Annotated in this window: 21 protein-coding genes; 8 read left to right on the top strand and 13 right to left on the bottom strand. The window is 70.4% G+C overall.

Features of this window, described 5'->3' with window-relative positions; translation table 11 throughout:
- Positions 1 to 83 precede the first annotated feature (83 nt).
- The 9 genes from ACQY8B_RS26365 to htpG form a co-directional block, all read right to left on the bottom strand.
- Positions 84 to 1,295: a VWA domain-containing protein gene (locus ACQY8B_RS26365; RefSeq protein ID WP_422084628.1), complete on the bottom strand. Its 1,212-nt coding sequence runs from the start codon at positions 1,293 to 1,295 to the stop codon at positions 84 to 86.
- The gene (locus ACQY8B_RS26360; protein ID WP_422084627.1) at positions 1,292 to 3,637 is read right to left on the bottom strand and encodes a DUF5682 family protein; all 2,346 of its coding nucleotides are present in this window, start codon (positions 3,635 to 3,637) and stop codon (positions 1,292 to 1,294) included. Before ACQY8B_RS26360 ends, ACQY8B_RS26365 begins: the two co-directional genes overlap by 4 nt.
- 36 nt (positions 3,638 to 3,673) lie before the next feature.
- Positions 3,674 to 5,998, bottom strand: coding sequence for a tetratricopeptide repeat protein (locus ACQY8B_RS26355; RefSeq protein WP_422084626.1), 2,325 nt, complete (start codon positions 5,996 to 5,998; stop codon positions 3,674 to 3,676).
- A 27-nt stretch (positions 5,999 to 6,025) separates the two neighbouring features.
- On the bottom strand, positions 6,026 to 7,888 hold the full coding sequence (locus ACQY8B_RS26350) for an ATP-binding protein (RefSeq protein WP_422084625.1): 1,863 nt from the start codon (positions 7,886 to 7,888) through the stop codon (positions 6,026 to 6,028).
- Between the two features lie 8 nt (positions 7,889 to 7,896).
- The gene (locus tag ACQY8B_RS26345; RefSeq protein ID WP_422084624.1) at positions 7,897 to 8,976 is read right to left on the bottom strand and encodes an ATP-binding protein; all 1,080 of its coding nucleotides are present in this window, start codon (positions 8,974 to 8,976) and stop codon (positions 7,897 to 7,899) included.
- Complete coding sequence (locus tag ACQY8B_RS26340) at positions 8,973 to 10,511, bottom strand: DUF5691 domain-containing protein (protein ID WP_422084623.1); 1,539 nt, start codon at positions 10,509 to 10,511, stop codon at positions 8,973 to 8,975. Before ACQY8B_RS26340 ends, ACQY8B_RS26345 begins: the two co-directional genes overlap by 4 nt.
- A gap of 61 nt (positions 10,512 to 10,572) precedes the next feature.
- A complete protein-coding gene (locus ACQY8B_RS26335) occupies positions 10,573 to 11,931 on the bottom strand; it encodes an SWIM zinc finger family protein (RefSeq protein ID WP_422084622.1) in 1,359 nt (452 codons plus the stop codon).
- A gap of 52 nt (positions 11,932 to 11,983) precedes the next feature.
- Positions 11,984 to 12,601: a hypothetical protein gene (locus tag ACQY8B_RS26330; protein WP_422084621.1), complete on the bottom strand. Its 618-nt coding sequence runs from the start codon at positions 12,599 to 12,601 to the stop codon at positions 11,984 to 11,986.
- The gene (htpG, locus tag ACQY8B_RS26325) at positions 12,598 to 14,634 is read right to left on the bottom strand and encodes a molecular chaperone HtpG (RefSeq protein WP_422084620.1); all 2,037 of its coding nucleotides are present in this window, start codon (positions 14,632 to 14,634) and stop codon (positions 12,598 to 12,600) included. Before htpG ends, ACQY8B_RS26330 begins: the two co-directional genes overlap by 4 nt.
- A 300-nt stretch (positions 14,635 to 14,934) precedes the next feature.
- On the opposite strand from htpG, the gene ACQY8B_RS26320 reads away from it, so the two are divergent.
- The 7 genes from ACQY8B_RS26320 to ACQY8B_RS26290 all read left to right on the top strand — a co-directional run bounded on the left by ACQY8B_RS26320 (position 14,935) and on the right by ACQY8B_RS26290 (position 21,079).
- Positions 14,935 to 17,187 (top strand): hypothetical protein, encoded by a 2,253-nt coding sequence (locus ACQY8B_RS26320; RefSeq protein ID WP_422084619.1) that lies wholly within the window; start codon positions 14,935 to 14,937, stop codon positions 17,185 to 17,187.
- A 68-nt stretch (positions 17,188 to 17,255) separates the two neighbouring features.
- Positions 17,256 to 17,870: a hypothetical protein gene (locus ACQY8B_RS26315; protein ID WP_422084618.1), complete on the top strand. Its 615-nt coding sequence runs from the start codon at positions 17,256 to 17,258 to the stop codon at positions 17,868 to 17,870.
- Complete coding sequence (locus ACQY8B_RS26310; RefSeq protein ID WP_422084617.1) at positions 17,870 to 18,505, top strand: hypothetical protein; 636 nt, start codon at positions 17,870 to 17,872, stop codon at positions 18,503 to 18,505. The genes ACQY8B_RS26315 and ACQY8B_RS26310 overlap by 1 nt, the downstream gene beginning before the upstream one ends.
- On the top strand, positions 18,502 to 18,993 hold the full coding sequence (locus ACQY8B_RS26305; RefSeq protein WP_422084616.1) for a hypothetical protein: 492 nt from the start codon (positions 18,502 to 18,504) through the stop codon (positions 18,991 to 18,993). Before ACQY8B_RS26310 ends, ACQY8B_RS26305 begins: the two co-directional genes overlap by 4 nt.
- Entirely contained in the window at positions 18,990 to 19,829 is an 840-nt protein-coding gene (locus tag ACQY8B_RS26300) for a hypothetical protein (protein ID WP_422084615.1), read from the top strand. The genes ACQY8B_RS26305 and ACQY8B_RS26300 overlap by 4 nt, the downstream gene beginning before the upstream one ends.
- Positions 19,826 to 20,491 carry a hypothetical protein gene (locus ACQY8B_RS26295; protein ID WP_422084614.1) on the top strand — a complete coding sequence of 222 codons (666 nt, stop codon included), beginning with the start codon at positions 19,826 to 19,828 and terminating at the stop codon, positions 20,489 to 20,491. Before ACQY8B_RS26300 ends, ACQY8B_RS26295 begins: the two co-directional genes overlap by 4 nt.
- Positions 20,492 to 20,599: 108 nt before the next feature.
- Positions 20,600 to 21,079, top strand: coding sequence for a DUF3761 domain-containing protein (locus ACQY8B_RS26290; protein WP_422089112.1), 480 nt, complete (start codon positions 20,600 to 20,602; stop codon positions 21,077 to 21,079).
- Between the two features lie 120 nt (positions 21,080 to 21,199).
- Here ACQY8B_RS26290 and ACQY8B_RS26285 read toward each other — a convergent pair whose 3' ends face one another.
- Complete coding sequence (locus ACQY8B_RS26285) at positions 21,200 to 22,252, bottom strand: ABC transporter substrate-binding protein (protein ID WP_422084613.1); 1,053 nt, start codon at positions 22,250 to 22,252, stop codon at positions 21,200 to 21,202.
- 269 nt (positions 22,253 to 22,521) lie between these two features.
- Here ACQY8B_RS26285 and aqpZ point away from each other — a divergent pair, with 269 nt between their 5' ends.
- Positions 22,522 to 23,226, top strand: coding sequence for an aquaporin Z (gene aqpZ, locus ACQY8B_RS26280; protein ID WP_422084612.1), 705 nt, complete (start codon positions 22,522 to 22,524; stop codon positions 23,224 to 23,226).
- Between the two features lie 31 nt (positions 23,227 to 23,257).
- On the opposite strand, the gene ACQY8B_RS26275 is transcribed toward aqpZ, so the two are convergent.
- The 3 genes from ACQY8B_RS26275 to ACQY8B_RS26265 form a co-directional block, all read right to left on the bottom strand.
- The gene (locus tag ACQY8B_RS26275; RefSeq protein ID WP_422084611.1) at positions 23,258 to 23,596 is read right to left on the bottom strand and encodes a hypothetical protein; all 339 of its coding nucleotides are present in this window, start codon (positions 23,594 to 23,596) and stop codon (positions 23,258 to 23,260) included.
- A gap of 161 nt (positions 23,597 to 23,757) precedes the next feature.
- Positions 23,758 to 25,149 carry a sensor histidine kinase gene (locus tag ACQY8B_RS26270; RefSeq protein ID WP_422084610.1) on the bottom strand — a complete coding sequence of 464 codons (1,392 nt, stop codon included), beginning with the start codon at positions 25,147 to 25,149 and terminating at the stop codon, positions 23,758 to 23,760.
- Positions 25,150 to 25,216: 67 nt separating this feature from the next.
- Entirely contained in the window at positions 25,217 to 25,873 is a 657-nt protein-coding gene (locus ACQY8B_RS26265) for a response regulator (RefSeq protein WP_422084609.1), read from the bottom strand.
- Positions 25,874 to 25,972 lie beyond the last annotated feature (99 nt).

Below are 25,972 nucleotides of genomic sequence, written 5' to 3'. Positions count from 1 at the left end.
CTTCGCCGGGCCGCAGGTGTCGCCCCCGGAGAGGGGGAAGGCGAAGCGACACGAAGTGCGCGAAGCCTGGGGGCGAGCCTGGTTCAGGCAGCCCTGCTGGTCTTCAGGCCTTGTGCCGCGGCCCAGCCCGCCACGTCCTCGCGCTTGATGGCCGCGGCCATGAGGCCCGGGAACGCGTCGGGCGTGCATGCGAACGACGGCACGCCCAGCGCGGCCAGCTTGGCGGCCAGGTCGCGGTCGTAGGCCGGCGCGCCCTCGTCGCTGAGCGCCAGCAGCGCGATGAACTGCACGCCGGCCTCGACCAGCTCGTTGGCGCGGTGCAGCAGCTTTTCTTCCACGCCGCCTTCGTACAGGTCGGAGATCAGCACCAGGATGGTGTTGCGCGGCTCGCGAATCAGGCCCTGGCAGTAGCCCACGGCGCCGTTGATGTCGGTGCCGCCGCCCAGCTGCACGCCGAACAGCAGGTCGACCGGGTCCTGCAGCTGCTCGGTCATGTCGACCACGCTGGTGTCGAACACCACCAGCTTGGTCGCCACCGCCGGCAGGCTGGCCATGACGGCGCCGAAGATGCTCGAATAGACCACCGACGCGGCCATGGAGCCGCTCTGGTCGATGCACAGGATCACCTCGCGCTGCGGCTGCCGCGCCTTGCGGCCGTAGCCGACCAGCGACTGCGGCACCACCGTGCGGTATTCGGGCTGCCAGTGGCGCAGGTTGGCGCGGATGGTGCGGTTCCAGTCGATCTCCGAATGGCGCGGGCGGCGGTTGCGCTGGCTGCGGTTGAGCGCGCCGCTCACGGCGCTGCGCATCGGCTCCTCGAGCTTCTTCATGAGCTCGTCGACCACCTTGCGCACCACGGCGCGCGCGGTGTCCTTGGTGCCCGCGGGAATCACGCTGGCCAGCGCCACGAGGTTGGCCACCAGGTGCACGTCGGGCTGGGCGTTTTCGAGCATCTCGGGCTGCAGCAGCATCTGGCGCAGGTTGAGCCGCTCCATCGCGTCGCGCTGCATCACCTGCACCACCTGGCTCGGAAAGTACTTGCGGATGTCGCCGAGCCAGCGCGCCACGCTGGGCGCCGAATCGCCCCGCCCGCCGCGCTGGCCGCCCTGGCCCAGGCCGCGCCGGCCGTCGGCCTCGTAGAGCGCGGCCAGCGCCATGTCGATCTCGCGCACCCGGCCCTCGACCGCGCCGCAGCTGGGCGTGGCCTCGCTGCCGAGTACCAGGCGCCAGCGCTGCAGGCGGTCGGTGGGCGACGGCGTCTCGTCCGCGGATGCGGCAACGGTGTTGGTGTTCATGCCTTCACTCCCAGCAGTTCCCGCAGCAGCGGCAGCGCGAGCACCGCGCGTGATTCGTCCCAGTCGGCGGCGGCGGTGGCGACCGCCGCCGTGCCGCCTGTTGCGCCCGTCGCGCCCCGCTTAGCGCGCTCGCCCAGCGCGCGCCGGTCGGCGCCGGAGAAGTCGGCGAAGCTGCGGCGCACCAGCGGCAGCACCTGCAGGAAGTGTTCTTCGCCGAGCGCCGACAGCCAGCCGTCGACCAGCGGCCACACGGCCTCGTCGTGCAGCAGCACCATCGCGTTGCGGTTGAGAAAACCTTCGAGCCAGGCTGCCGCCTCGGTGGGCGGAGCGCCTGCCGAGAGATTGCGCGCGAGCTGCTGCGAGGCGCCCTCGCTGTCGATCTGCGCATCGTCGAGCAGCAGCCGGCATGCCACGCCGCGCAGCAGCGGCGCGGCGCTCTCGCCGAAGGCGATGGAGCGCAGGGCGCCGCGCCATGCGGCGGTGGTTTCCTCGCCGTCGCGCAGGCGCACCGCGTCGTGCGCGGCGATGAGGCTGGTGCGCAGCGATTCGGCCGCTTCGGCGTCGAGCGCGCCGCAGGCAATGGGCAGGCCGATGGCGCCGCGCACGATGAGGCTGTCGAGCACGTGCGACAGCAGCGCGCTGTCGGTCTGGCGCACGCTGCCGTAGCGGAACACGTTGGCCAGCGGCGGCACCGCGCCGATGAGCTGCACCGCGTCGCCGGTGAGCGCGGCGCGGTCTTCGAGCGCGCGGGTCACGGCCTGCACGGCGGCGGGCAGGTCGGCCAGCAGCACGGTGTCGACCTGCTCGGCCAGCGCGGTGAGCGAGCTTTCGCCGGCCAGTTGCTCCATCACGCGCGAGGTGGCGGCGTGCGCCACGGTCGCGCCGAAGCGGCTGGCCTCGATGATGCGCAGCGCGAACTCCGGCTGCCACTGCAGTTGCCACACCTCGTGGAAGGTGCCGCGGCTCGAACGCTGGCCGGCGGTGGGCGCGCCCCAGGGCAGGTCGAGCAGGCGCAGGCGGTGCAGCAGGTGGCTGCGCGCGAGGTCGTTGGGCTGGCGCAGGTCGAGGTCGAGCGTGCGCGCGGTGGCCTCTGGCTTCAGGCGCAGGCTTTTTTGCTGCTGCTCGATGTCGCGCTGCAGCGGCACGGTCGGCACTTCGGCCGGCACCTGGCCCATGCGGTCGCCGACGGTGAGGCGCTCGCGGATCAGCGTGAGCGGGGCCTGCTCGCCCATGCAGATCACGCTGCGCACGGCCTCGTCGAGTTCGGGCAGGCCGGGCGCGGGGCGTTCGCGCAGCGCGGCGAGCGTGTCGGCCAGGCGCGTGGCCTCGATGAGGTGGGCGGAAGAGCAGTCGAGGTCGTGCTCGCGCAAGAGCCGCGCCACGCGCGCGAGCCAGCCGGTGCTGCGTCCCGCCACCTGCTGGCCCTGCAGCCACAGGTGCTCGTACCAACCCGGCGAATCGATGCCCGCGCCGTAGCCGCTGGCGCTGGTGAGGTGGCGGTAGGTCCACGGCACCCAGGTGGCCAGCACCTTGAGCTTGGGCAGGCCCTTGAGCAGAGCGGCGTCGGCCTTGGCGGTGGCGGCGCCCTGCAGGGCCGGCACGTGCCAGGCGCCGCAGACCACGGCGATGCGCTGGTGGCCGGCCTTGACGGCTTCGCGTATCGATTGCCGCATGAAGGCCTCGCGCAGCTGCTCGCGCTTCGCGGCGCGCGGGCCGCGGCGGTCTTCGGGGGTTTCCGCGCGCACGGCCGTCATGGCCTCGGCGATGGCGCCGAACAGGTCTTCGCCGTCGCCGCGCTCCTCGACCATGTGGTTCCACCAGCTCTCGCCGTCGGCATAGCCGGCGGCATGGGCGAGCCAGTCGAAGGGGTCGTCGGGGATCTGCTGCAGCGGTGCTTCCTCGCTGGAGGCCGGTGCTTCGTCTTGTTCGTCATCGCCCAGCGGCTCGCCGCTTTCGGCCTCGGGTGCTTCCTGTGCCTTCGCCGCCTCGGCTTCGTCGGCGGCGCGCGCGGCCTGCTCGATCGCCATGCGGTGCGACTGCGGCAGGTCGATGAAGCGAACCGGCAGGTTGCGCGACACGCCCCATTGCAACGCCTGCCATTCGGGCGAGAACTCGGCGAATGGGTAGAAGGCCGCGAGCCCCGTGTCCTCGCCCGCGTGGATCAGCATCGCGACCGGCGGGCGCAGGTCGGCATGCGCCATGAAGGACAGTAGGCCCTCCGCGTCGGGCGGGCCTTCGACCAGGATGCAGTCGGGCTGCAGCGACTCGAAGGCGCGCAGCAGGCTGCGCGCGCAGCCGGGCCCGTGGTGGCGGATGCCGAAGTAGTGCAGCGGAGAGCCCATTTGTTCAGTGCGTCGGAAAAATGAAGATGCCGGGGCTCAGAGGCCGTAGCGCGCTTCCATGGCCTCGTGCCATTCGGTCGGCTCGCCGGCCGCGCGGGCCAGCTCGGTCCAGCACAGCTGATGGCCCTTGCACAGCGCAGCCACGCGCGCCGCGATGGCGCGCGGCGGCACGTTGGCGGGCGCGGTCACGGCGAGGTAGAGGCCGGGGAGGTCGGCTTCGTCGTCGCCTTCGTCTTCGTCTTCGTCGTCCGCGTCATCCGCTTCGGCGTCGCTCACGCGGTAGTTGTCGTTGCTGTACTGCCAGGTGCTCCAGCCCGCCTCGTGGAGCGCGTCGCGCAGGGCGCTCACGCTTTCCTCGCCGGGGTGCACGCCGTCGATCATGTAGCTCGGGCCGTAGGGGCCCTTCTCCAGCAAATGCACGGGCGCGGTGAAGACGCGGGTGTAGGTGCGCAGCTCTTCTTCGTCCTCGGGAGGCTGCTCGGCCAGCTTGGGTTCGAACACCACCCAGTCGCCCAGGCGCTGCTCGAGGCCGCGCGGCGAGGGCTGCACGATGCGCGCGGTGGCCGGGCCGGTGCGGCGCGCGAGCACGTCGCGCTCGCGGCCGTTTTCCTCGCAGCGCAGGTAGACCAGGCCCCAGTCTTCCTCGACCGCGGCATCGTCGGGCTCGCCGGCTTCGAGTTCCATCTCGAGCGCGCGGGCCTGCGCGCGCACGTCGGTCCACTGGCGCGCGGCGCTGGCGGCGATCAGCAGCTCCCAGCGGCGGCCGGGCTCGGGCGCGTCGTCGGCGGCCAGCACCATGCGGCGCTGGACCACGGCCGTGTCGAAGTCCTTCAGTGCCATGGCGGCGTCGGCCCACAGGCGGCGCGTGGCCGTGGCCTCGGGGTCGTGCGCCAGCACCTGCTCGACCAGCGGGCCGACCTGCGTGTAGCGCCCCTCCCTGAAGGCGATGCGCGCGCGGTACCAGGCGGCCATGGCCGGCTGCGCGGCCTCGATGCGGCGCGCCTGTTCCTCGATGGCGCCCAGGTCGCCGGCACTGAAGCACAGGCCGAACCAGTGGTTCTGCAGCGCCACCGATTGCGGCGCCGCCAGCACCATGGCCTGCAGCCGGCTGCGCGCCTCGTCGTGGCAGCCGTAGTTCGACAGCGCGGAGGCCAGCATCATCGCCAGCCCCTCGTCGCCGGGCAGCGCCTGGTGCGCCTGCTCCAGCCACTGGATGACGGTCTCGTTCGACAGGTCTTCGGCCTCGGGCGAACGCAGCCAGTCGGGCAGCGATTCGGGTGCGCTCGGCGCGGGCTTCGGCGCCACGGCGGCGAGCGCCTGCCCGGCACGCCGCACCCTGTCGGCGGCGCCGAAGTCCTCGCGCAGCAGCGGCACATGGTGGCTCGCACGCGCGACGGCCTGCGCGGCCAGCCACGGCACCTGCCGCGCGCCGGCCAGCTCGGCCTGCGCCAGCGCAAGGTCGATCAGCATCCGGTGGCTGCCGACGGTGTGCAGGTGCTCGATGGTGGTCCACAGCGCATGGCCCAGCGCGGGCGTGTTGAGCTCTGGCAGCGCGCGCGCGGCGGCGACGGCGGCGCGGCACCACGACACATGGTCGGCCACCTCGATGTCGCCGAATTCCGGCAGCAGGTCCCACCCCGCCTGCGGTTCGCCGGCCAGCACGAGCGCGCGGCTGCGTTGCAGCAGGCGGGTCGACTGCTCGCGGCGGTCGTCCTCGTCGGCTTCGTCCTCGGAGTCGTCGAGCAGCTTGAGCGCGGTGTGCGGATCGCCGGCCGCGAGCCATTGCTCGACCTCGGTGGTGACGAACAGCGTGGTCACCTCTTCGCCGGCGCGGCGCTGCGCGTCGCGCTGGCTCTTGAGGTACAGCACGGCCTCGCGCGGCTGACCCTGGTCGCCCATGGCATTGGCGCGCTCGATGCTCAGGCAGCCGAAGCAGCCCCAGCTGGGGTCGATGCGCGCCAGCGTCTCGTCGCAGGCAGCAAGGCGTTCGCCGGCCCAGCCGGGGCCGTCGACGTTCGCGTAGGTGGCCACCAGGTCTTGCGTGACGCACACGCTCTGCGGGCAGCCCTGGGTCTTTTCCTGGTGCGCCCGCTCGTAGGCATCGACCACTTCGCCGAGCTGCGACTCGCCGTGGTGGCGCGCCACGCGCGAGGCGCACAGCCAGTGCTTGAAGTACACGTCGAGCCACGGAATGTCGAGGCCGCGCGCGCTGGCGAGCGCCTCGGGCACCAGCGCCTCGACCAGCGCATGGTTGCCCTGGAATTGCTGGTGCGGCACGTCGTGAATCAGGTAGGCCAGGCGCTGCTGGCCTTCTTCCTCGAGCCGGTCCGACAGGTCATTGACCCAGGCAAAGCTGTCCATCGTGGTGATCCTCTCTCTCTTCGGTTTTTAGGAGGCCGCGCGCGGCGCGCAGAGCGCGGCCACGGCCCGGCTGAAATCGGCCAGCAGTTCGACCAGCGGCGGCTGGCCCTTCAGTTCCTCGCCGCCCGGCGCCATGATGGCCTTGAAGCTGCGCAGCAGCGCGACCGCATGCGCGGGCACGGCGCGGCCCTCGCGGTGGCTTTGCAGCAGCGCCTGGATGGCCGGGTTGTCGAGGTTCACGTACAGCCGCGCCGACACGCTCGCGTCGATGCGCTGGGTGAACGCGCGCGCCAGGCTGAGCGCGGCACCGGCCATGCGCTTCCTGGCCTCGTCGGTCTCCAGCCGCGCCTTCAGCTGCGCCTCTCGGTCGGGCACGGCGATCAGCGGCAGCTCGGGCGACACGAAGCGCGCGGGCACCACCAGTTCGCCCCATGCGAGGTGTTCGCGAAGCCAGGCGAGTTCGCTTTCGGGCAGATCTTCGCCGCGGAACATGCGGGCGTTGCCGGCGGCGGTGCCGATCTCGATGAGCTGCACGCCGCGATCGCGCACCCACTGGCGCAGGAAGCCGGCCACGGCGTAGCGGTCGCCGCGTGCCACGGGCACCTGCAGCGCGCGGAACAGCACGTCCTCGAAGCCGCCGCTCTGGCCCAGGCTCAGGTGAATGCGGCCTTCGCGCACCAGGCTGCGCACCGGCAGGTCGCCCTGGCTGGTGGGCAGGCGCACGGCGTCGGCCAGCATGGTGAAGAGCTCGTCCTCGCACAGCGCGGCGCCCAGCAGCGCCTCGTTGTGGCGGGTGAGCAGGCGGCTCCACGCCGGGGTCTGCGACTGCGAAAGTTCGGCCAGCCCGCGGATCAGCGCGTCCTGGATGTGGGCGCGCGTGGCCTGGTAGGCGGCGTCGCGCTGCAGGTCTTCGCGGCTGGCGGTGGGCGTGAGCGTGTTCGACTCGATCACGCCGCCGATGAAGCCGGCCCACACCGGCAGCAGGTCGCGCGCCTCGTCGTCGAGCAGCATGCCGCGCACGTAGACGCTCAGGTGGCGGTTGTCGCTGGTGCCGTAGGTGGCGCCGTCCTGCACCCACAGCAGGCCGCGCGCGTCGCTGTCGCCCTCGGGCTCCACGGGAATCACGCAGATGGGCTCGAAGTGCCGCTCCATGCGCGCGGCGAAGGCCATGCGCTGGCGCTGCAGCACCGCGGGGTGCAGCACCACGCCGTCGGCGGCGGCGCGCCACGGCGGCGGGTCGGCGTTGACGCATTCGTCGTCGAACCACAGCGGCTCGCGCAGCAGCGCGCAGTAGCGCCCGAGCACTTTCTTCAGCACGCCGGACGAGCACAGGTGGTTGAAGTCGCTGCGCATCGCCAGGTGGATCTCGGTGCCCACCGGCCGCGCGTCGATGGCCTGCACCGCGTAGCGCCGGCCGTCCGACGAGCGGTAGCGCCAGCCTTCGCCGGGCGACTGGAACGAGGTGCTGTTCACCAGCACCTGCTCGGCCACCACGAAGGCAGAGAGAAAGCCCAGCCCGAACAGGCCGATCAGTTCGTCGCTGCCGTCCTGGTCGGACGCGCGCAGCTGCCGCGTGTAGCCGTTGCCCAGCGTGGCGAGGTAGCGGTGCAGCTCCTGCTCGGTGAGGCCGGAGCCGTTGTCGCGGATGACGATGGTCTGCGCGGCCTCGTCGGCCAGCACGTCGATGCGGCCGGCCTCGGTGAACGATGGGTCTTCGAGGCGGCGGCGCGAGATGGAGTCGTGCGCGTTCTGGATCAGCTCGCGTATGGCCACCACGGGCGTTGAATAGAGGTGCTTGGCCAGCACGTCGAACAGGCCGTCCAGGTGCACCTGGGTGGTCTGCAGCGCCGGTGTCTGCGAAGGGAGGCCTGGCTGTGGAAGGTCCGACATCGGCGCGCTCACAGCTGCTCGCGGCAGGCGCGGTACAGGTCCTTCCAGTCGCTGCGTTCCTTCACCACGGTCTCCAGGTATTCCTTCCACACCACGTGGTCCTGCACCGGGTCCTTGATGACCGCGCCGATCAGGCCCGAAGCCACGTCGGCCGAGCGCAGCACGCCGTCGCCGAAGTGGCCGGCCAGCGCCATGCCGCTGTTGATGACGGAGATGGCCTCGGCGGTGGAGAGCGTGGAGCTGGGCGACTTGATGCGCGTCTTGCCGTCCTCGGTCTGGCCGTTGCGCAGCTCGCGGAAGATCTGCACCACGCGGCGCACTTCCTGCAGCGCGGGCGGCTCGGCCGGCAACGCGAGCGCGCGGCCCAGTTCGCCCACGCGCTTGACCACGATCTGCACTTCCTCTGCCTCGCTCGACGGTACCGGCAGCACCACGGTGTTGAAGCGGCGCTTGAGCGCGCTCGACAGCTCGTTCACGCCCTTGTCGCGGTTGTTGGCGGTGGCAATGACCGAGAAGCCGCGCACCGCCTGCACCTCGCTGCCGAGTTCGGGAATGGGCAGCGTCTTTTCCGAGAGCACGGTGATCAGCGTGTCCTGCACGTCGGCCGGGATGCGGGTGAGCTCCTCGACGCGCGCGATCTTGCCCAGGCGCATGGCGTGCACCAGCGGACTGGGCACCAGCGCCTTGTCGGACGGGCCGTGGGCCAGCAGCTCGGCGTAGTTCCAGCCGTAGCGCAGCTGCTCTTCGCTGGTGCCGGCGGTGCCCTGGATCAGCATGGTGGAGTCGCCGCTCACGGCGGCGGCCAGGTGCTCGGACACCCACGACTTGGCGGTGCCCGGCACGCCGTACAGCAGCAGCGCGCGGTCGGTCGCGAGCGTGGAGACCGCGATTTCCATCAGCCGCGGATTGCCGATGTACTTGGGGCTGACCTCGAAGCCGCTGGCGAGCTTGCCGCCCATCAGGTAGGTGAGCACCGCCCAGGGCGAGAGCTTCCAGTTGGCCGGACGCTGGCGGTCGTCGACCTTCTGGAGTGCATCGAGTTCTTCGGCGAATTGCTGTTCGGCATGCTGGCGCAGGACATTGCTCATGGACGGCCTTGGGATGAAGAAGAAGTAGATGAAAGGGTGAGGAACAACTGGCGCGCGCGCACGATGCGCGCGGTCTCGGCCAGTGCGTTGGCGGTGCCGGGTGTTTCGTCGGCGGCGCGCGGCAGGTCGGCCAGCGCATTCAGCGCCGAGGGATGCAGCAGCGCGGCTGCGCTGGTGAGCACCTGCCGCAGCATGTAGTCGTTGGCCAGGCTGCCGCGCTCCACGCGCAGGCGCAGCGCGGCGGCGAGCCTGGCGGACAGCTCGGCCGACGGGGTTTCGCCGGGCGCGCAGGCCTGGTCGGCGAAGCCCACGACTTCCTGCGCGCCGTTGCCTTCGGTGCCGAGTTCCGCGAGCCAGTGGCGCTCGCGCCGCGCGCGCGGCAGCAGCGCGAGCAGCTGGCCGATCCACGCGCGCTGGGCGCGCGGACGATCGAGCATGGCGTCGCACCAGTCGTGGTCGGGGGCGGCGACGACGGCGTCGTTCCAGCCGCGCAGCAGCGCGTCTTTCCAGTCGCCGGCGGCGGCCCAGTCGAGCAAGGCTGCCGGCGTCATGCCGGTGCGCGTGGTCCACCACGACAGCGGCGCCTGGCGCACGAGCTGGTAGAGCCACCATGCGCGCTCGCCGAGGCTGTCGTGCGTGGGGCGCACGGGGTCGATGGCGTCGTCTTTCCAGCGCGCGTCGGCGGCTTCGGGAGCGTCGATGCGCCATGTGCCGCCGTCCTGCTTCAGCAGCGGTTCGAGGAAGGCGGCGATGCGCTGCGCATGCGCGCTCTGCGGCAGGCGCTGCAGCAGTTCGACGGCGGCCTGGCGGACGTCGCGGGCGCGGTCCTTGAGCTGGGCGTCGATCAGCGCCTCGTCGTCGGGGCCGAGGTTTTCGGCGAGCGCGCCGAGCAGCGCGGCGCGGTCCTTGGCGGGCAGTTGCTGCAGCTCGGCGGCAAGGCGTTCGCGCGCGCCGGCCGGGTCGCCCTGGCGCTGTTCGCGCAGCACAGCGACGCGTTGGTCGAGGCTGCCTTCGTCCCAGCGCGTCTGCGCGTCGGCCTGTTCGCTGGCGCCGACGGCGTAGCGCCAGTCGTCGTTGCGCGCCGCCAGCCAGAGGCCGCGTTCGCCGAGCGCGGGGGCCACGGCGGGCCGCAGGTCGGTGGCGCGGCGGCCGGCGTCGAGCGCCAGGGGCAGCAGGCTGTGCGGCAGGCGCAGGCCGGCGGCCGCGAGCGCAGCCAGGCCTTCATGCTGCAGGCGCAGCGGGCCGGTCGACAAGGCATCGGCGATGGCGGCCTGCAGCGCGGGTTCCTTGAGTTCGGGGCGTTCGTCGTTGGCGGCGACAGGCGCGTCGGACGGAGACAGGCTCGGCGCGACGAAGCCCGCGCGGCGCCCGACCGCGACGGCGCCCGCCATGCGCAGCAACTGGCCTTGCGCCTCGCCGCCTTGCAGCGCTTGCAGCAGTCCGGCGAATTCGCCCGACATGCCTTCGGCCGGCGGCACGGGCTGGCGCGAGGTGCCGACCAGCGCGGCCTGCAGCAGTTGGTTCCAATGGCTCATTCGATGACCTCCGTGCTTCGCACTGCGGTGCGAGCTTGCTTGGGGCGGCCCGGCGCTGCGCTCATACCCGCACTCCCGTCAGCGTCCAGACCGGCGCACTGCCGGCCGCCGCACTCATCGGCCATGCGGTGAGCGGCGCGAACTGTTCGCCGTCCCACTCGCCGAACACCCGCAGCGGCGCACCGCCCGAATGCGCCAGCAGCTGCCACGCCTCTTGCGCCGTGATCTGCATCGGCAGCGCCTGCGGCGCGCCGCCGAGGCGCAGCCACCAACGGTCGCCGTCGCGGCTGGGCACGGCGTCCGCCCACACCATCGGCAGCAACGGCTGCCAGGGATTGGCGGCGATCTGCTGCGCCATGCGCTGCCATTCGTCGGGCGCGCCGTCGGGGGGGACGGCGGGCACGGCCGTGGCGGGCGCGTCGGACGGCAACTCGGCCACCAGCGCGCGCTGCGAAGCATGGCCCGGATAGAAGCACAGCACCGCCGCGCGTTCGCTGCCGCTGACCCAGCCGGTCTCGAAGCCGCGTCCGCCGTGGGCGTAGTCGAGCAGCAGCGCGCGGCGTCCGCTCGCGCGGCCTTGCAGCCACACGTGGCGCTCGACCAGTCTGGTGTCGCGCTCGTCGATGCACTGGCCCAGCACCAGCCAGTGGTCGCTGACGCGTTCGCCTTCGGCGAGCAGCGCCTCGCGGTCCTGCGGCCAGCCGAGCGCGATGCGCAAATCGGCCAGCGTGGCGGGCGACAGCGATTCGCGGCGCGGCACCGCATCGACGATCAGCTGCAGCCGCCCGAGCCGGTCGAGCAGCCGCGCGGGCCAGCCTTCGCCCACGCCGATGAGCTCGGCCGCCTGCGTGATGCGCTGGCCGAGCCCCGGCGCCTGCGCATCGACCATGCGCGCGGCCATCGCGCTCCAGGCTTGCTGCTGCTCGCTGCCGAGCGAGGCCAGGCCGCGCTGCGTCTGGTCGTCGAGCCAGCGTGCAAGCTCCTGCGTGCCGGCCTCGATGCGCTTCCAGCGTTGCGCGTCGCGCCTGGCGGCAGCCGCCGGGTCGGGCGCTGCCGGCGGTTCGGCGGCGCGGGCTTCTTTCTTCTCGGCCTTTTCGCGGCGCGAGGCGAGCCACTCGGCAACCCACGGCGGCGGGTCGCCCTGGGTGAAGCTGGCTTCGTTCTGCGCGCGCAGCAGCATCAGCGCCAGGCCGTGCTTGCAGGGGAATTTGCGGCTCGGGCACGAGCAGCGGAACACCGGGCCCGTGAGGTCGACCTGCGTCTGGTACGGCTTGCTGCCGCTGCCCTGGCATTCGCCCCACACGGCGGTGTCGGAGAACGCGAGCGTGGGCCACTTGGCCGGTGCGAGCAAACCCTTGGCGGCCTTGGCCGACGCATCGTCGGGGGCGAGCGCCAGGACGGCTTCTGTGCTGAGACTCATCGGGGCACCCTCGCGCCGGTCCGCGGCGCGGATGATTGAAAAGACGCGACCATCAAGGCGCGACGGGATTGCCCGGCGTGCCGGCCTCGCGGGCCGAGGCCGCTGCGGCCGCAACGGCCGGCGTGCGGTAGCTCACGTTCACCGCGGGCGCCGGAGGCTCCGGCGGCGGGCGCGTGATCTTGAAGAGAGGCGCCCTGGCGGGAGCCGCTGGAGCGGCGGCAGCCTGGGCCACGGGCGCGATCGGCGTGAAAGGCGCCGCGGGCGTCGAATACAGGACGGGAGCGGGTGTTCCCGGCGCAGCCGTCACGGTGACGGCGGCCGGGGCAACGGTCGACGCGGCTGCGGCAGGTGCTGCAGGCGCGGCCTTCGGGTCATAGAGCACCGCGCCCTTGCTGACTCCGGTAGCCACCGGCCCCACGCCGACACCGACGCCGGCCGAGCCCGAGACCTGCCCGCCGTTGTTCACCGCCACGCCCGCGCCGAGCGGGCCGAAGCCCGTGTTGAGCCCCACCGAGAAGTTGCCGTCCTTCGTGGCGCCGAGCCCCAGCGAGAGCCCCGGCGCCAGCGGAATGCCGACGCGGTAGTGCGAGCAGCCGCCCACCATGAGGAGCAGCAGCGCCGCGGGAACCGCGGCGGCTGTTGTCCGGACGGTGCGCGGCCGGCCGGTCACACCAGCAGCGCGTTCACGCGCTTCACATAGGCCGCCGGATCGGCGGGCAGGCCGCCTTCGGCCAGCAGCGCCTGGTCGAACAGGATGTTCGCGAGGTCGTCGAAGTGCGCCGAGCCTTCGAGCTTCTTCACCAGCGGATGCTCGGCGTTCACCTCGAGCACCGGCTTCAGCTCGGGCGCTGGCTGGCCGGCCTGCTTGAGCATGCGCGCGAGCTGCGTGCTCATGCCGCCGTCCTGCACCACGAGGCAGGCGGGCGAGTCGACCAGGCGCGTGGTCACGCGAACGTCTTCGGCCTTGTCCTTGAGCGCTTCCTTGAGCTTCTCGAGCAGCGGCTTGAACGACTCGGCGGCTTCCTCGGCGGCCTTCTTCTCGGCTTCGTCCTGCAGCTTGCCGAGGTCGACCGCGCCCTTGGCCACGCTCTGCAGCGGGGTGCCGTCGAACTCGTTGAGGTAGTTCAGCGCCCACTCGTCGACGCGGTCGGTCATCAGCAGCACCTCGATGCCCTTCTTCTTGAAGACTTCGAGCTGCGGGCTGTTCTTGGCGGCGGCGAGGGTGTCGGCCGTGATGTAGTAGATCGCGTCCTGGCCTTCCTTCATGCGGGCCTTGTAGTCGGCGAAGCTCACGCTCACCGTGTCGGTGGTGGTGGAGGCGTAGCGCAGCAGCTTGGCGATGCGCTCGCGGTTGCCGAAGTCCTCTCCCAGGCCTTCTTTCAGCACCGCGCCGAACTCGGCGTAGAACCTGGCGTACTTGCCCGATTCGTCTGCGGCACTCGCGGCGGCTTCGGCGGCGGTGGGCGCGTTCTTGTCGACCACGTCCGTCACGGCTTCGGTCGGCTCGGGGGCCGGCACCGATTCGCCCGAGCCCACGTCGATCCGGCCTTCAGTGCTCTCGGGGCCGGTCTTCTGCTTCTTCGCCAGGTCTTCGAGCATGCCGAGCACGCGCTTGGTGCTGCCTTCGCGGATCGCCTTCACGTCGCGGCTTTCCTGCAGCAGTTCGCGGCTCACGTTCAGCGGCAGGTCGGCCGAGTCGATCACGCCCTTCACGAAGCGCAGGTAGCTGGGCAGCAGCGCCTCGGCGTCGTCCATGATGAAGACGCGCTTGACATACAGCTTGACGCCCGCGCTCTTGTCGCGGTTCCACAGGTCGAACGGGGCCTTGGCCGGGATGTAGAGCAGCTGCGTGTATTCGGTGCTGCCTTCCACGCGGTTGTGGCTCCAGGCGAGCGGGGCCTCGTAGTCGTGGCTGATGCTCTTGTAGAACTCCTCGTACTGCTCGGGGGTGATGTCCTTCTTGGGGCGGCTCCACAGGGCGTTGGCCTTGTTGACGGTTTCCCATTCGCCGGTTTTCACCATGTCGCCGGGCTGGTCGTTCTCGCCTTCCTTCCACTCTTCCTTTTCCATGAGGATGGGCAGGGAGATGTGGTCGGAGTACTTGCCGACGATCTGCTTGAGCTTCCAGGCGTTGAGGTATTCGTCGGCGTCGTCGCGCAGGTGCAGCGTGATGCTGGTGCCGCGCTCGGAGCGGGTGATGTCGGCCACCTCGAAGTCGCCGGCGCCGCCGCTGACCCAGCGCACGCCCTGGTCGGCCGGCAGGCCGGCGCGGCGCGATTCGACCGTGATCTTGTCGGCCACGATGAAGCCCGAGTAGAAGCCCACGCCGAACTGGCCGATGAGCTGTGCGTCGGCCTTCTGGTCGCCGCTGAGCTTGCTCATGAAGTCCTTGGTGCCGCTCTTGGCGATGGTGCCGAGGTTGTCGATGGCTTCCTGGCGCGACAGGCCGATGCCCTTGTCGGTGATGGTGATGGTGCGCGCGGCCTTGTCGAAGGAGAGGCGCACGTCGAGATCGGACTGGCCTTCGTACAGCTCGGGGTGGTCGAGCGCCTCGAAGCGCAGCTTGTCGCACGCGTCGGAAGCGTTCGAGATCAGCTCGCGCAGGAAGATTTCCTTGTTCGAATAAAGCGCATGCGTGACGAGGTGCAGCAGTTGCGCGACTTCAGCCTGGAACGGGAGTTTGGTGTTGGAGGAATCAGCCATGGAAAGAGAAATATCGAGTCAAAAAAATTCTAAGTCGGCACGGCGGCCACAAGGTGACGGCGTGCCGACTTTCTCAGGTAAGGCATTCGTGTTCTTTATCAACAGCACGGGCCTCTTGCGTGACGCACTTCACATTTTTAGCAAAAACAAATGGCTTCCATGTAAGCGCACGACGCCTCCTGAAACACAAAAGGTTACCGCAGATAACATTTCTGAAATATCCTAGGTCCCGATCTGAACAGGGCATCAATGCATCGGGAAACAGGATGTCGTTTGATGATTCGAGTGACTCCGCGGACCATGGCCAATCCAGCCGGGGTGCCCCTGCTCCAGATCACCGCGCGCGCATGGCTGGGATGCACGACCGCCGTGCTCTGCCTGCAGCCGGCGCATGGCCAGTCACCTCCTTCACCCGGCGCGACCGTGGCAGCTGACGCGCGCATCCAGCCCATGGACCGCGCCCAGGCGGAGCAGGCGCGGCTGAAAGCGCTCGCGGCTTCCGCCCCCAAGGCCTACGAAGACCGCTTCATGACGGCGGACACCGACGCGGACACCACCGGCGGCGGCACGGCAGCCGAGGCAGAACAGCCGCAGGGCTTTCGCGCATGGCTGGTGGAAAGCCGCATCGGCTTCGGTTCCGCATCGGCCTCCGGCTACGGCAGCCAGCGCGCGGCCGAGTTCGGCCAGCGCTTCGAATACCGCCGCGAGACGCTGAACTACGGCGAGTTCGTGCTGCAGGCCGACGGCCGCCACCTCAGCGGCGACAGCCTCGTGGGCGGCGGTGGCATCGGCGCGCTGGGCTATGCGCGCGAACCCACCAGCGGACGCTTCACGCTGCGCAACCTGGGCTTCCCTGTCACCACGCAGACCTTTGCCGACAGCGCCGTAGGGGACATCTACAGCGAACTGACCGACGGCCTGGGCCGCAACTACCGGCTCTCGCTGGGCTCGACGACGGTGCGCGGCGCCTCGATGCGCATCTTCAACTCCGACCTGGACGTGCGCGCCGGCTTCGGCCAGCGCGGCAACATGGCGGGCGGCCCCTACCCGGGCTTCGAGAAGAGCCAGGGCACGCTGGGCTGGCTCGGGTTCACGCAGCGGCTGGGCGATTCGTGGTTCACGGCACTGCAGCTCGACCAGGCGCGCGACGTGCCGGCCTACTACCTTGACCCGCTTACGGCGCAGGGCTTCGGCCGCAAGGACGTCACGAGCTGGGCCGCCTCGCTGGGCCATGGCCGCGAGGTGGTGCGCGACGGCGACTTCAAGGCGCGCGCCACGCTGGTGGGCAGCAGCGTGAGCTCGCCCACGGCGGGCGTGGCGACGGGCGGCTCGCAGGGCCTGTTTCTCGAGGCGAGCGCGCGTTCCGGGCTCTACCGGCACGAGTTCGGCGTGTACACGGCGCGGCCGAACCTGCATTTCGGCGACTACGCGCTTTCCACCGGCACGGGCGGCGCCTACTGGCGCGTGGACCGCAGCACGAGCCGCATGAGCTGGGGCGCGGGCCTGGACCAGGAGCGCACCCAGGCCGACCCCAACTACCACCTCGCGGGCTATTCGCGGGTGGGCGCGAACGGCAACTTCCAGTACCTGTTCGACCGCGACACCTCGGCCGGCGGCAGCCTGAACGTGTACCGCACGCGCTACGACAAGGCCACGGACCCCGCAGCCAGCAGCGCCGTGGCAGCGTCCGATGCGCGCAGCCTCTACGGCAACGCCTTCTATCAAACGCGCTTCTTCGACTGGCCGCGCAGCCGCTTCACGCTGACGGTGCGGCGCAACGATCTGCTCGTGCGCAACGAGCCGGCCGCCACCGGCCAGGAACTTCAGTGGGAGCAGGACTGGATCGGCGGGCGCTTCGAGACGAAGCGGCCCGAGTTCACCACCACCCTCGGCTATGCGCGCGACCGCAGCGGCGGCACCGCGCGCAACTACCCGACGGCCGGCGTGCAGTTCCGCTACTGGATGGACGGCGGCCTGCAGCTGGGCGGCAACCTGCGCTACACCTCGCAAAGCGGCGGCCTCTACACCAGCCGCGGCCTGTCGGGCACGCTCACCGCCGAGAAGGAGCTCGCGCCGGGCTGGCGCCTGGGTTTCGCGGCCAGCTTCAACCAGGCGCGCGCGGCGCTGGTGCCGACCACCTTCTCCGGTACCAATCTCTATCGTAGTCAAGAGAAGTCCGCCTATATCTACCTGCGCTGGGAGGGCAGCGCCGGCACGGCCTACCAGGCGGCCGGGGTGCGCGGCGGCGGCGCGGGCGGCGGAAGCGTGTCGGGGCAGGTGTTCTTCGATGCCAACCGCGACGGCGTGCGGCAGCCCGGCGAAGGCGGCGTGGCAGGCGTCGAGGTGCTGCTCGACGGCCGCTACCGCGCCATCACCGACCGAGACGGCCGCTTCGAGTTTCCGCTGGTCACGACCGGCCGCCACCAGCTGACGCTCACGCTCGAAAGCGTGCCCCTGCCGTGGGGTGCCAGGAGCGACAGCGGCGTGAGCGTCGACGTGCCACTGCGTGGCCAGGCCACCACCGAGATCCCCGTGGTCAAGGTGGCCGAATGAATGAATCAATGAATCAGCAGCGCTTTCGCCCGGTTTGTTCCCACGTGCGTTCAACAAAAGGAGACACCATGAGCCGAAGAAAATTCGCCCCCCGCCCGCTGGCCGCATTGCTGGCCGCGCTCGCCCTGGCCCTGCCGGGCGGTGGCGCCCTGGCGGAGAGCCAGTACGGCTCCGGCACGGGCACGATCACCGCGCAGGCCAAGGTCAACCTCAGCGTGACGGTGCCCAAGCTCATCCTGCTGCGCGTGGGCTCGACCAACGCCACGGTGGACACGGTGGCCTGGACCTCCGCCCTCAGCATTCCCGGCGCCACCCCCACCACGCCGCTGGCCGGCGTGAACAACACCCAGGTCGACTGGAACGGCACCGCACCCACGGTCACCACCAGCACGGCGGGCAGCACGCTCACGGTGTACGCGTGGACCAACGCGGGCGCGGGCACCATCAACTGCGCCCTGGGCACCTGGAGCGCCACCGGCGGCCCGGCCAACGGAGACTTCTCCGTGACGGCGGTCGGCAACCTGCCGCATCCGGGCGCCAACCTCGGCGCCTGCGCATCGACCTCGTTCGGCTCCAACGTGGTGGCCACCAGCACCTGGGCCTATACGCTGGGCGGCACGCCCGGCTTATGGGCTGCGGGCGTCTATACCAACACCATCACGTACACAGCGCAGGGCATCTGATGCGCGCCCCCGCAGTCGCGGGCGCGGCGGCATTGGCGCTGGCGTGCGCCGCGGCGCCGGCGCGCGCCGTCATCACCATCGTGACGGACACCGGCAGCACTTACGGACTCGTGCTGCGCGTGGGCTCGCCCGGCACCACGGTCGACACCGTGGCCTTCAGCGTCACCGGCCCCAACGCCGGGCTCACGCCCACGGCGGTGACCGGCTCGCAGCCGATCACGGTGTGGGTCACGCCGGTGCGGCCGATCACCGCCAGCAACACCACCGCGCGCCCCGTGACGCTGCGCGTGGATTCGTCCTCGGGACTGGTCTGCCAGTGGTCCGGCTGCGGCTCGATCACCATTCCCTTCAGCAAGGTCAGCTGGACCGCCTCGGGCAACGACAACGCCGCGTCGGGCGACATCCAGAGCGGCAGCTTCGACGGCACGGCCAACCAGACAATCGCCAGCTACAACGCCAACGCCTCCTTCTGCACCGGCCTGCTGGGCCTGCCGTGCGTGCTGGGCGTCGGCACCTGGACCTACCAGTCGCGGCAGCTGTCGTCCACGACGCTGCAGTTCACCTACGCCAACGACACCGTCTACCCCGGCGGCACCTACATGGGCACCGTACGCTTCACGGCGTCGATGGAATGAGCACGCGGCGCCGGTACCTGCGAACGGCGGCCTGCGCTGCGTGCCTCGGCGCGGCCGTGGCCGCCTGGGCGCAGGTGGCGCGGCTGGACGACTCGGCCTCGCCGCGCGCGCAGGTGCGCGGCGATTTCAGCAGCGCCCAGGGCATGGACGGCAACCTGCTGGTGCTGCCCTTCGGGCGCGTCGAATACCGGCTGGCCACGGCGCCCTACACCGGGCGGCGCGCGCGCATCTTCTACGTGATTCCGCCGGCCGTCGTGGGGTTGCGCTCGCCGGCCGGCCTGCGGGTCGACTGGCGCGGCAGCGGCGCTTTCGCGAGCGGCTCGGGCCGCCCCGGCGACCGGGTGCAGGTGTGGAACGGCGTCGTGAAGACGCCGTGGATGAACGAAACCTTCGACCTGACGCTGCGCGTGGACCCGCGCGAACTGCGCCTGCCCACGGGCGCGGCGCTGAGCTTCGAGTCGACCTTCGAGATCGAGACATTGCCATGAACGACGCCATCCCCTTTCCTCGCCGATGCCGGCTGCTGCGCGCCGCAGCCGTGCTCGCGCTCCTCGTTGCGGCGCAGCAGCACGCGGCAGCCGCGCCATTCGAGATCGCCGTCACGCCTTCGCGCTTCGAGCTCGCGGCCAAGGGCGGCACCCGCGTCGGGCAGTCGCTCGACATCCACAACCTGGCATCGGCCCCGACCGAGGTGGCGATACGCACCATCGACTGGAGCTATTCGCCCGAGGGCAACATCGGCTATCACGACGAGCTGCTGCCGGGCAGTTGCCGGCCCTGGGTGATGCTCGAGCGGCGCATCGTCTCGGTGCCGGCGCGCAGCAAGAAGTCGTTCCGCTTCCAGGTCGATCCGCCGGCCGACGCACCGCGCGGCGAGTGCCGCTTCATGATCGCCATCGAAGGCACGGAGCCCGCGCAGCAGACCGTCATCCGCGGCGGCGGCGCGAGCCTGAACCTGCCGGTCACCGGTCGCATCGCGGTGGCGGTGTACGTGCTGCTCAACGGCGCCGAGCCCAAGCTCGAGATCCGGCAGATCGCCAGCGGCGAGGCCTCCGGCGCCCGGCGCTCGCTGATCACCGTTGCCAACACCGGCGACGCGCACGGCCGGCTCGAAGGCAGCCTGGACGCCACCGACAGCAAGGGCCGCGCGTTCGAGCTGGTGCCAGAAGGCACGCCGATCCTGCCGGGCCAGACCCGCACGCTGGCGCTGGTGCCCAAGGGCGACGGCGGAACATCCGCACCGCAGCCCGTCTACCCGGTGAAGGCAAGCGGTGCGCTGGACTGGGAGAAAGGCAGCTTCAAGGTGGACGTGGAGCTGAAATGAAACACGGCGGCGGCCTGTGCGAGCACGGTGCGCTTGCCGCTGCCTGCCTGCTGGCGGCGGCCGCCACCGCGCCGATGGCCGTGCTCGCCGCCTCCAGCACGGCGGGCCCGAGCGCCAACGTGCCGCTCACAACGGGCACCGTGGCGCTGAACTTCACCCTCGCGATCGACAAGTTCATCTTCTTTCGCATCGGCGACGGCGCCTGGCCCTCGCCGGGCGGCACCACGAGCAGCGTGAGCTTCACGGTGGCGCCGACGATTCCCGGCGGCCCCACCACGCCGACGGCCGGCAACAACAAGCCGGTCAACTGGAGCGGCGCCGCGCCCACGCTGGGCGTGACGCCGAACGGCAACGTGCTGCCGGTCGAGGTGCGCAGCAACGCCGGACGGATCGGCCTGCACGCCACGGTGACCACGCCGCTCACGACCGGCTCGAACACCATCCCGATGTCGGAAATCACGATCAGCTCGAGCGACGGCAACCTGCCCGCCCCGGTGATTCCTGCCGCGGGCAGCGGCGCCACCGTGAACGTGGCTCCCACCGACACCACCGGCCTCGTCACCGTGCGCAATGCGACCTGGACCTTCCAGTACGCCAACTCGGCCAGCCGCACCGCCGGCACCTACTCCGGCGTCGTCACCTTCACAGCGAGTTCGCCCTGAGCAGGGTGCAGGGCGGGCAAGTCAGCTTCCGCTGGGATTGATGCCCAAAGCTGCGGGGTTGCCCTTTAAACCCACCAGGAGCTTTGCATGAACAACAAGAATCCCCGGATGCTGTGGATCGCCGCCTGCCTCGGCCTCGCCGCGTTTGCAGCGCAGGCGCAAGTGCCGGCCGACGCGCCGGCCGGCACCACCGTGCAATGCAAGGACGGCAGCTATGCGTCGCCCGACACCAAGTCCGGCGCCTGCCGCGGGCACAAGGGCATCAAGACGTGGTTCGGCAAGGCCGCCGCAGCGGCGCCTGCTGCCGCCGCGGCTCCGGCCGTGCAAACCCAGTCGGCCGATGTCGGCAAGACCGGCGTCGCGCCGAGCACCGGCACGGCCACCAAGACACCCGGCGCGCCGGACCTCACGAAGATGGCCGCAGCGCCCGGCGGCGGTGCCGGCAAGGTGTGGGCCAACGACGAGACCAAGGTCTACCACTGCATGGGCGACCGCTACTACGGCAAGACCAAGAAGGGCGAGTACCTGAGCGAGGCCGATGCAAAAGCCAAGGGCATGCACGCCTCCCACAACAAGGCGTGTTCATAGGCTCGCCCCCAGGCTTCGCGCACTTCGTGTCGCTTCGCCAACCCCCTGCCGGGGGCAACACCTGCGGCCCGGCAAAGCCGGTTCCGCGGTGTTCGCCGGAAGAATCCGGCTCCTTCCTTGTCACTTCGGTTGAGACTCGACTTCCCGGGTCCAGCGGTCGATCAGCCGCTTGCGCTCGGCCGCCTTGCCGTATTTCTCGAAGTCGTACTTGATGAGCTTCACGTCGGCCATCGACGGGATGCGCGGGTCGGGCTTGAAGGTCTTGTTGGCCGGCGACTGCAGGCTGCCTGATTTGCCGCCGATGGACTGGCCCGCGGGGCTCATGAGCCAGTCGTAGTAGCGCTTGGCGTTCTCCTTGTTGCGCGCGCCCTTCACCAGGGCGATGCCGCCGATCTCGTAGCCGGTGCCCTCGCAGGGCGCGGCGGTCTTCACGGGAAATTTGTCGTAGCGCCAGCGCTCGAAGCCGAAGATGAAGCTCACGCCGATGGCCACTTCGCCCTTGGCCACGTTGGGCGCCTGCGCCTGGCCGCTGCGGGTGTAGCTGGTCACGTTGCGGTGCAGCTTCCTGAGGTACTCGAAGGCCTCGTCCTCGCCCATCTGCTGCACCAGGCCCGCGATGATGGTGTAGGCCGTGCCGCTGGAGGCGGGGTGCGATATCTCTATCTCGCCCTTGTATTCGGGCTTGATCAGGTCGGCCCAGCACCTGGGCTCGTGCAGCTTCCTTTTCTTCAGCAGTTCGGTGTTGAAGCCGAAGCCGATGGCGCTGGTGTAGAAGCCGCCCACCATGTTCTGCGACATCGCGTACTGGCGCACCGACCAGTCGTACAGGTCGTCGATGTAGGCCGGCCGGTAAGGCTCCAGCAGGCCCTGCTCGGCCGCCTGCAGGAACGGATCGCCCGTGCCGCCCCACCAGATGTCGGTCTTGGGGTTGGCCGCTTCCGCGCGCAGCTGCGCACCGATTTCGCCGGTGCCCTTGTGGGCCTGCAGCACCTTGATGCCGGTCTCGCGCGTGAAGGCTGCGGCGGCGGCCTCGCACCAGCCTGCGTCGGTGCTGCACAGCGCGTTGACGGTGCCCTGCGCGGCCGCGTTCGATGCGCCCAGCAGCGCCGCCGTGGCCACGAGGGCCGTGCATGCGGCGGCGGCTGCGGTCTGTGGAATGGCGAATGGACGCATACGGCGTGTCTCCTCGTTGTTCGATGGCTGGAAGCCGCAGGATAGCGCCCGCGTCGCACGGCGGTGCAGGGGTTTTCAGCGTGCGGCCAGCTTGCGCGCATCGGAAGACCTGGTGTTCGCCTGGGCGCAAATGCACAAAGCTGCAACGAACGTGAACAGGTTCCGATAGGCCGAAAGACATGCTGCGCTACCGTCCTTGCCGTTCCTAGAATCCGCCCCGCGCAAGGCCGTGGGCCGGGCGCAATCCCTCAACTTCAGGATGGAGCGTCATGGAACACAGTACCTACAAAAAGTGGTCTGCCGAGTTCATTGGTACTTTCTGGCTCACGCTCGGAGGCTGCGGAAGCGCAGTGCTCGCGGCGGCCTTTCCAGGTACCGGCATCGGCTTTCACGGGGTCGCGCTGGCCTTCGGCCTCACGGTGGTGACCGGGGCCTATGCGCTGGGCCCGATCTCGGGCGGGCACTTCAATCCGGCGGTGTCCATCGGCCTTGCGGCGGCGGGCCGCTTCAAGGCCTCGCAGCTCGCGGGCTACATCGTGGCGCAGGTGCTCGGCGCCATCGCGGCGGCGGGCGTTCTTTATCTCATCGCCACCGGCAAGCCGGGCGCGGACATCGGCGGCTTCGCCACCAACGGCTATGGCGAACACTCGCCCGGCAAGTACGGCATGACCGCCGCGCTGATCTGCGAAGTGGTGATGACCGCGGTGTTCCTGATCGTGATCCTCGGTGCCACCGCCAAGCGCGCGGCCGGCGGCTTCGCGGGGCTGGCCATCGGCCTGTGCCTCACGCTGATCCACCTGGTGTCGATCCCGGTGACCAACACTTCGGTGAACCCCGCACGCAGCACAGGCCCGGCCTTGTTCGGGCCGTCCTATGCGGTGTCGGAGCTGTGGTTGTTCTGGGTGGCGCCCATCGCGGGCGCCATCATCGGCGCGGTGATCTACCGCGCGCTGCTCAGCAGCAACGACGACTGAACACAGTCGCCGTTGCAACCGGCGGCGGCACTCAGCTGCCGCTGCCCGACTTCACCATCGGCAGCGAAGTCGATTGCCCGATCGGCTCGGTGCCGGTCGGATGCGACGCCGCATAGGCGCCGGCCTGGATGTCGGACACCGGCATCGTCGAACTCATCGCGGGTGCGCTGGTCGACTGGCCAATGGGCTCGGTGCCGCTCGGACGGGCCGCAGCCATCGCGCCGGCCTGCACATCGGGGTTCGTGGGCGAGTTCATCTGCAGCGGATGGAAGTCCGAACCATCGGTGGTTTCGGCCGATGCAGCGACAGTGCCGAGCGCCGCGAGGGCAGCGAAAGAACCGACGGCGAGAAGCTTGAGGGATGTACGCATGGTGTGTTCTCCTGAGGGCATGTTGTCTCCGGCCTCGTGCCATCACGCGAACTGCGCGTGGCAGGACCTGAGTGCACTCTAGGCACGCAGACTGAGGTGAAGGTGAGCGAAGAGTTAGGCGCCGGTGAGTGGCCGCGCCACGCCTCGGCCTTTGGCACTCATCAAGAAAGCGCCGCTGCCGGAGACGGCGGCAGATGCACGCGCGCCATCAATCCCGGTCCGTCGTCGCGGTTGTGCAGCTCGATGCGCAAGCCGTGCCGCTCCGCCGCCGTGCGTGCGATGGCCAGCCCCAGGCCGCTGCCGCCCGCCGCCGCGCCCGGCACGCGAAAGAAGCGATCGAACACGCGGCCCATCACGGCCTTCGGAATGCCGGGGCCGTTGTCGAGCACGTCGACCACCGCATGGCCGCCGAACTGGTGCAGCTTCACGTCGACCACGCCGCCTTCGGGCGCATAGCGCAGCGCGTTGTCGATCAGGTTGTCGAACACGCTGCGCAGTTCGGCCGCGGGCGCAACCACCACTGCCGCGATGCCGCCCTCGAAGCCGATGTCCACGCGCCGTGCATCGGCCAGCACCATGAGCTGGCTCACGCTTTCGCGCAGCAGCACTTCGATGTCGACACGCTCGCCGGCGGTGCTGCGCTGCGGCGCGTCCTGACGCGACAGGTTGAGCAGCTGCTCGATCAGGTGCTGCGCGCGCGTGACGCCGGCTTCGAGCTGGTTGAAGCGCTCGGTCGCCTCTCCGGCCGGCACGTGCGCGCGCAGGTTCTCGATCTGCAGGCCGATGGCGGCCATCGGCGTGCGCAGCTCATGGGCCGCATCCTGCACGAAGCGGCGCTGCGTGGCGAAGGCGCTGCGCACGCGCGACAGCAGGTTGTTGAAGGCGCCCACCAGCGGTGCGATCTCTTCGGGCACGCGCGACAGCGACAGCTCGGTGGGGCTGCGTTCGTCCTGCGAGGCCACGTCGCGCGCCACCGCGCGCAGCGAGCGCGAGGCGGCCGACACGATGATCCACAGGATCAGCAGCGCCAGCGGCAGCAGCAGCGTGATCGGCAGGCCTTCGAGCAATGCGCGGCGCAGGGCACGGCGGCGGCGGTAGTCCTCGTTCTGCAGCACCTGCACGCGCGGCTGGTCGGCGCGCGCGCCGGGCTCGGCGGTGAACACGCGCCAGCTCGACTGCGCATGCGTGCCCGTGCTCACGTCGCTGAAGCCCGCGCGCGACTGCAGCGGCACCGCGAGCACCGGCCACGAACTGGCGCGCAGCGTGTGGCCGTCGGGGCTCCATATCTGCACGATGAAGGCACCGCGCGAGAACGCCGCCTCGCCGTCCATCGGGCGCGGGACCTTGAGCGGGTCGCTGCCCGCATACGACTCGGCCACGAGGCGCATCTGGTCGTCCAGCGCGTTGTGCACGAGGTTGCCGTAGGCCACGAAAGAGAACCACGCAGTCAGCACCGCGGCACCCAGGTGCAGCGTGATGAGCCACAGCAGCAGCTGCGTGCGCAGCGAATGCGGCCGCCACCAGCGGCCGCCGCTACGGTCACCGCCGGTCATGGACCAACGGCCGGTTCGCGAAACGCCGCAACAACACGAAGTGCGCCGAGCCTGGGGGCGAGCCTGGTCATGCGACCACTCGCCAACCCAGGCCGCGGACGTTGCGGATAGAGTCGGCGCCAAGCTTGCGGCGCATGCCGTGGATCAGCACGTCGATCGCATTGCTGGTGACCTCTTCGCCCCAGCCGTAGATGCGGTTCTCGAGTTGTTCGCGCGAGAGGATGGCACCGGGGCGCTCCAGCAGGGCGTGCAGCAGCGCGAACTCGCGCGCGGTGAGCGCCTCGCGCTCGCCGTTGACCAGCACCTCGCGCGTGGTGAGGTCCAGCTGCAGCATGCCGCTGCCGACCAGCGAATGCGCGGCACCGTCGCGCCGCCGCACGATGGCACGCATGCGTGCGAGCAGTTCGCGGAATTCGAAGGGCTTGAGCAGGTAGTCGTCGGCGCCGAGGTCGAGGCTGTGGATGCGGTCGTCGAGGCCGTCGCGGGCGGTGAGCACCAGCACCGGCGTGGCGTCGCCGCGTTCGCGGGCGCGGCGCAGCACCTCGGTGCCGTCCTGCTTGGGCAGGCCGAGGTCGAGCAGCACGCAGGTGTAGCCGCCGTCGCCCAGCGCGCTCTGGGCAAGCTCGCCGTCGCGCACCCAATCCGCGGACCAGCCCGCACCCTCGAGCGCCTGCTTGAGGCTGCGCCCGATCATCTCGTCATCTTCCACCAGCAGAACGCGCATTGCGGCGACTCCTTCGGCCGCAAGGTAGCACGCGACCGGGATGATCGGAAGAGCCTGCGCCGGGGCGCAGAGTAGGTGTGAATACTTAGACGCGGCTTA

The organism is Variovorax sp., assembly GCF_965279555.1.
Classification (GTDB): domain Bacteria; phylum Pseudomonadota; class Gammaproteobacteria; order Burkholderiales; family Burkholderiaceae_C; genus Variovorax.
Note: the sequence above shows the minus strand (reverse complement) of the source record. Positions and strands in the feature narration are given on the sequence as shown.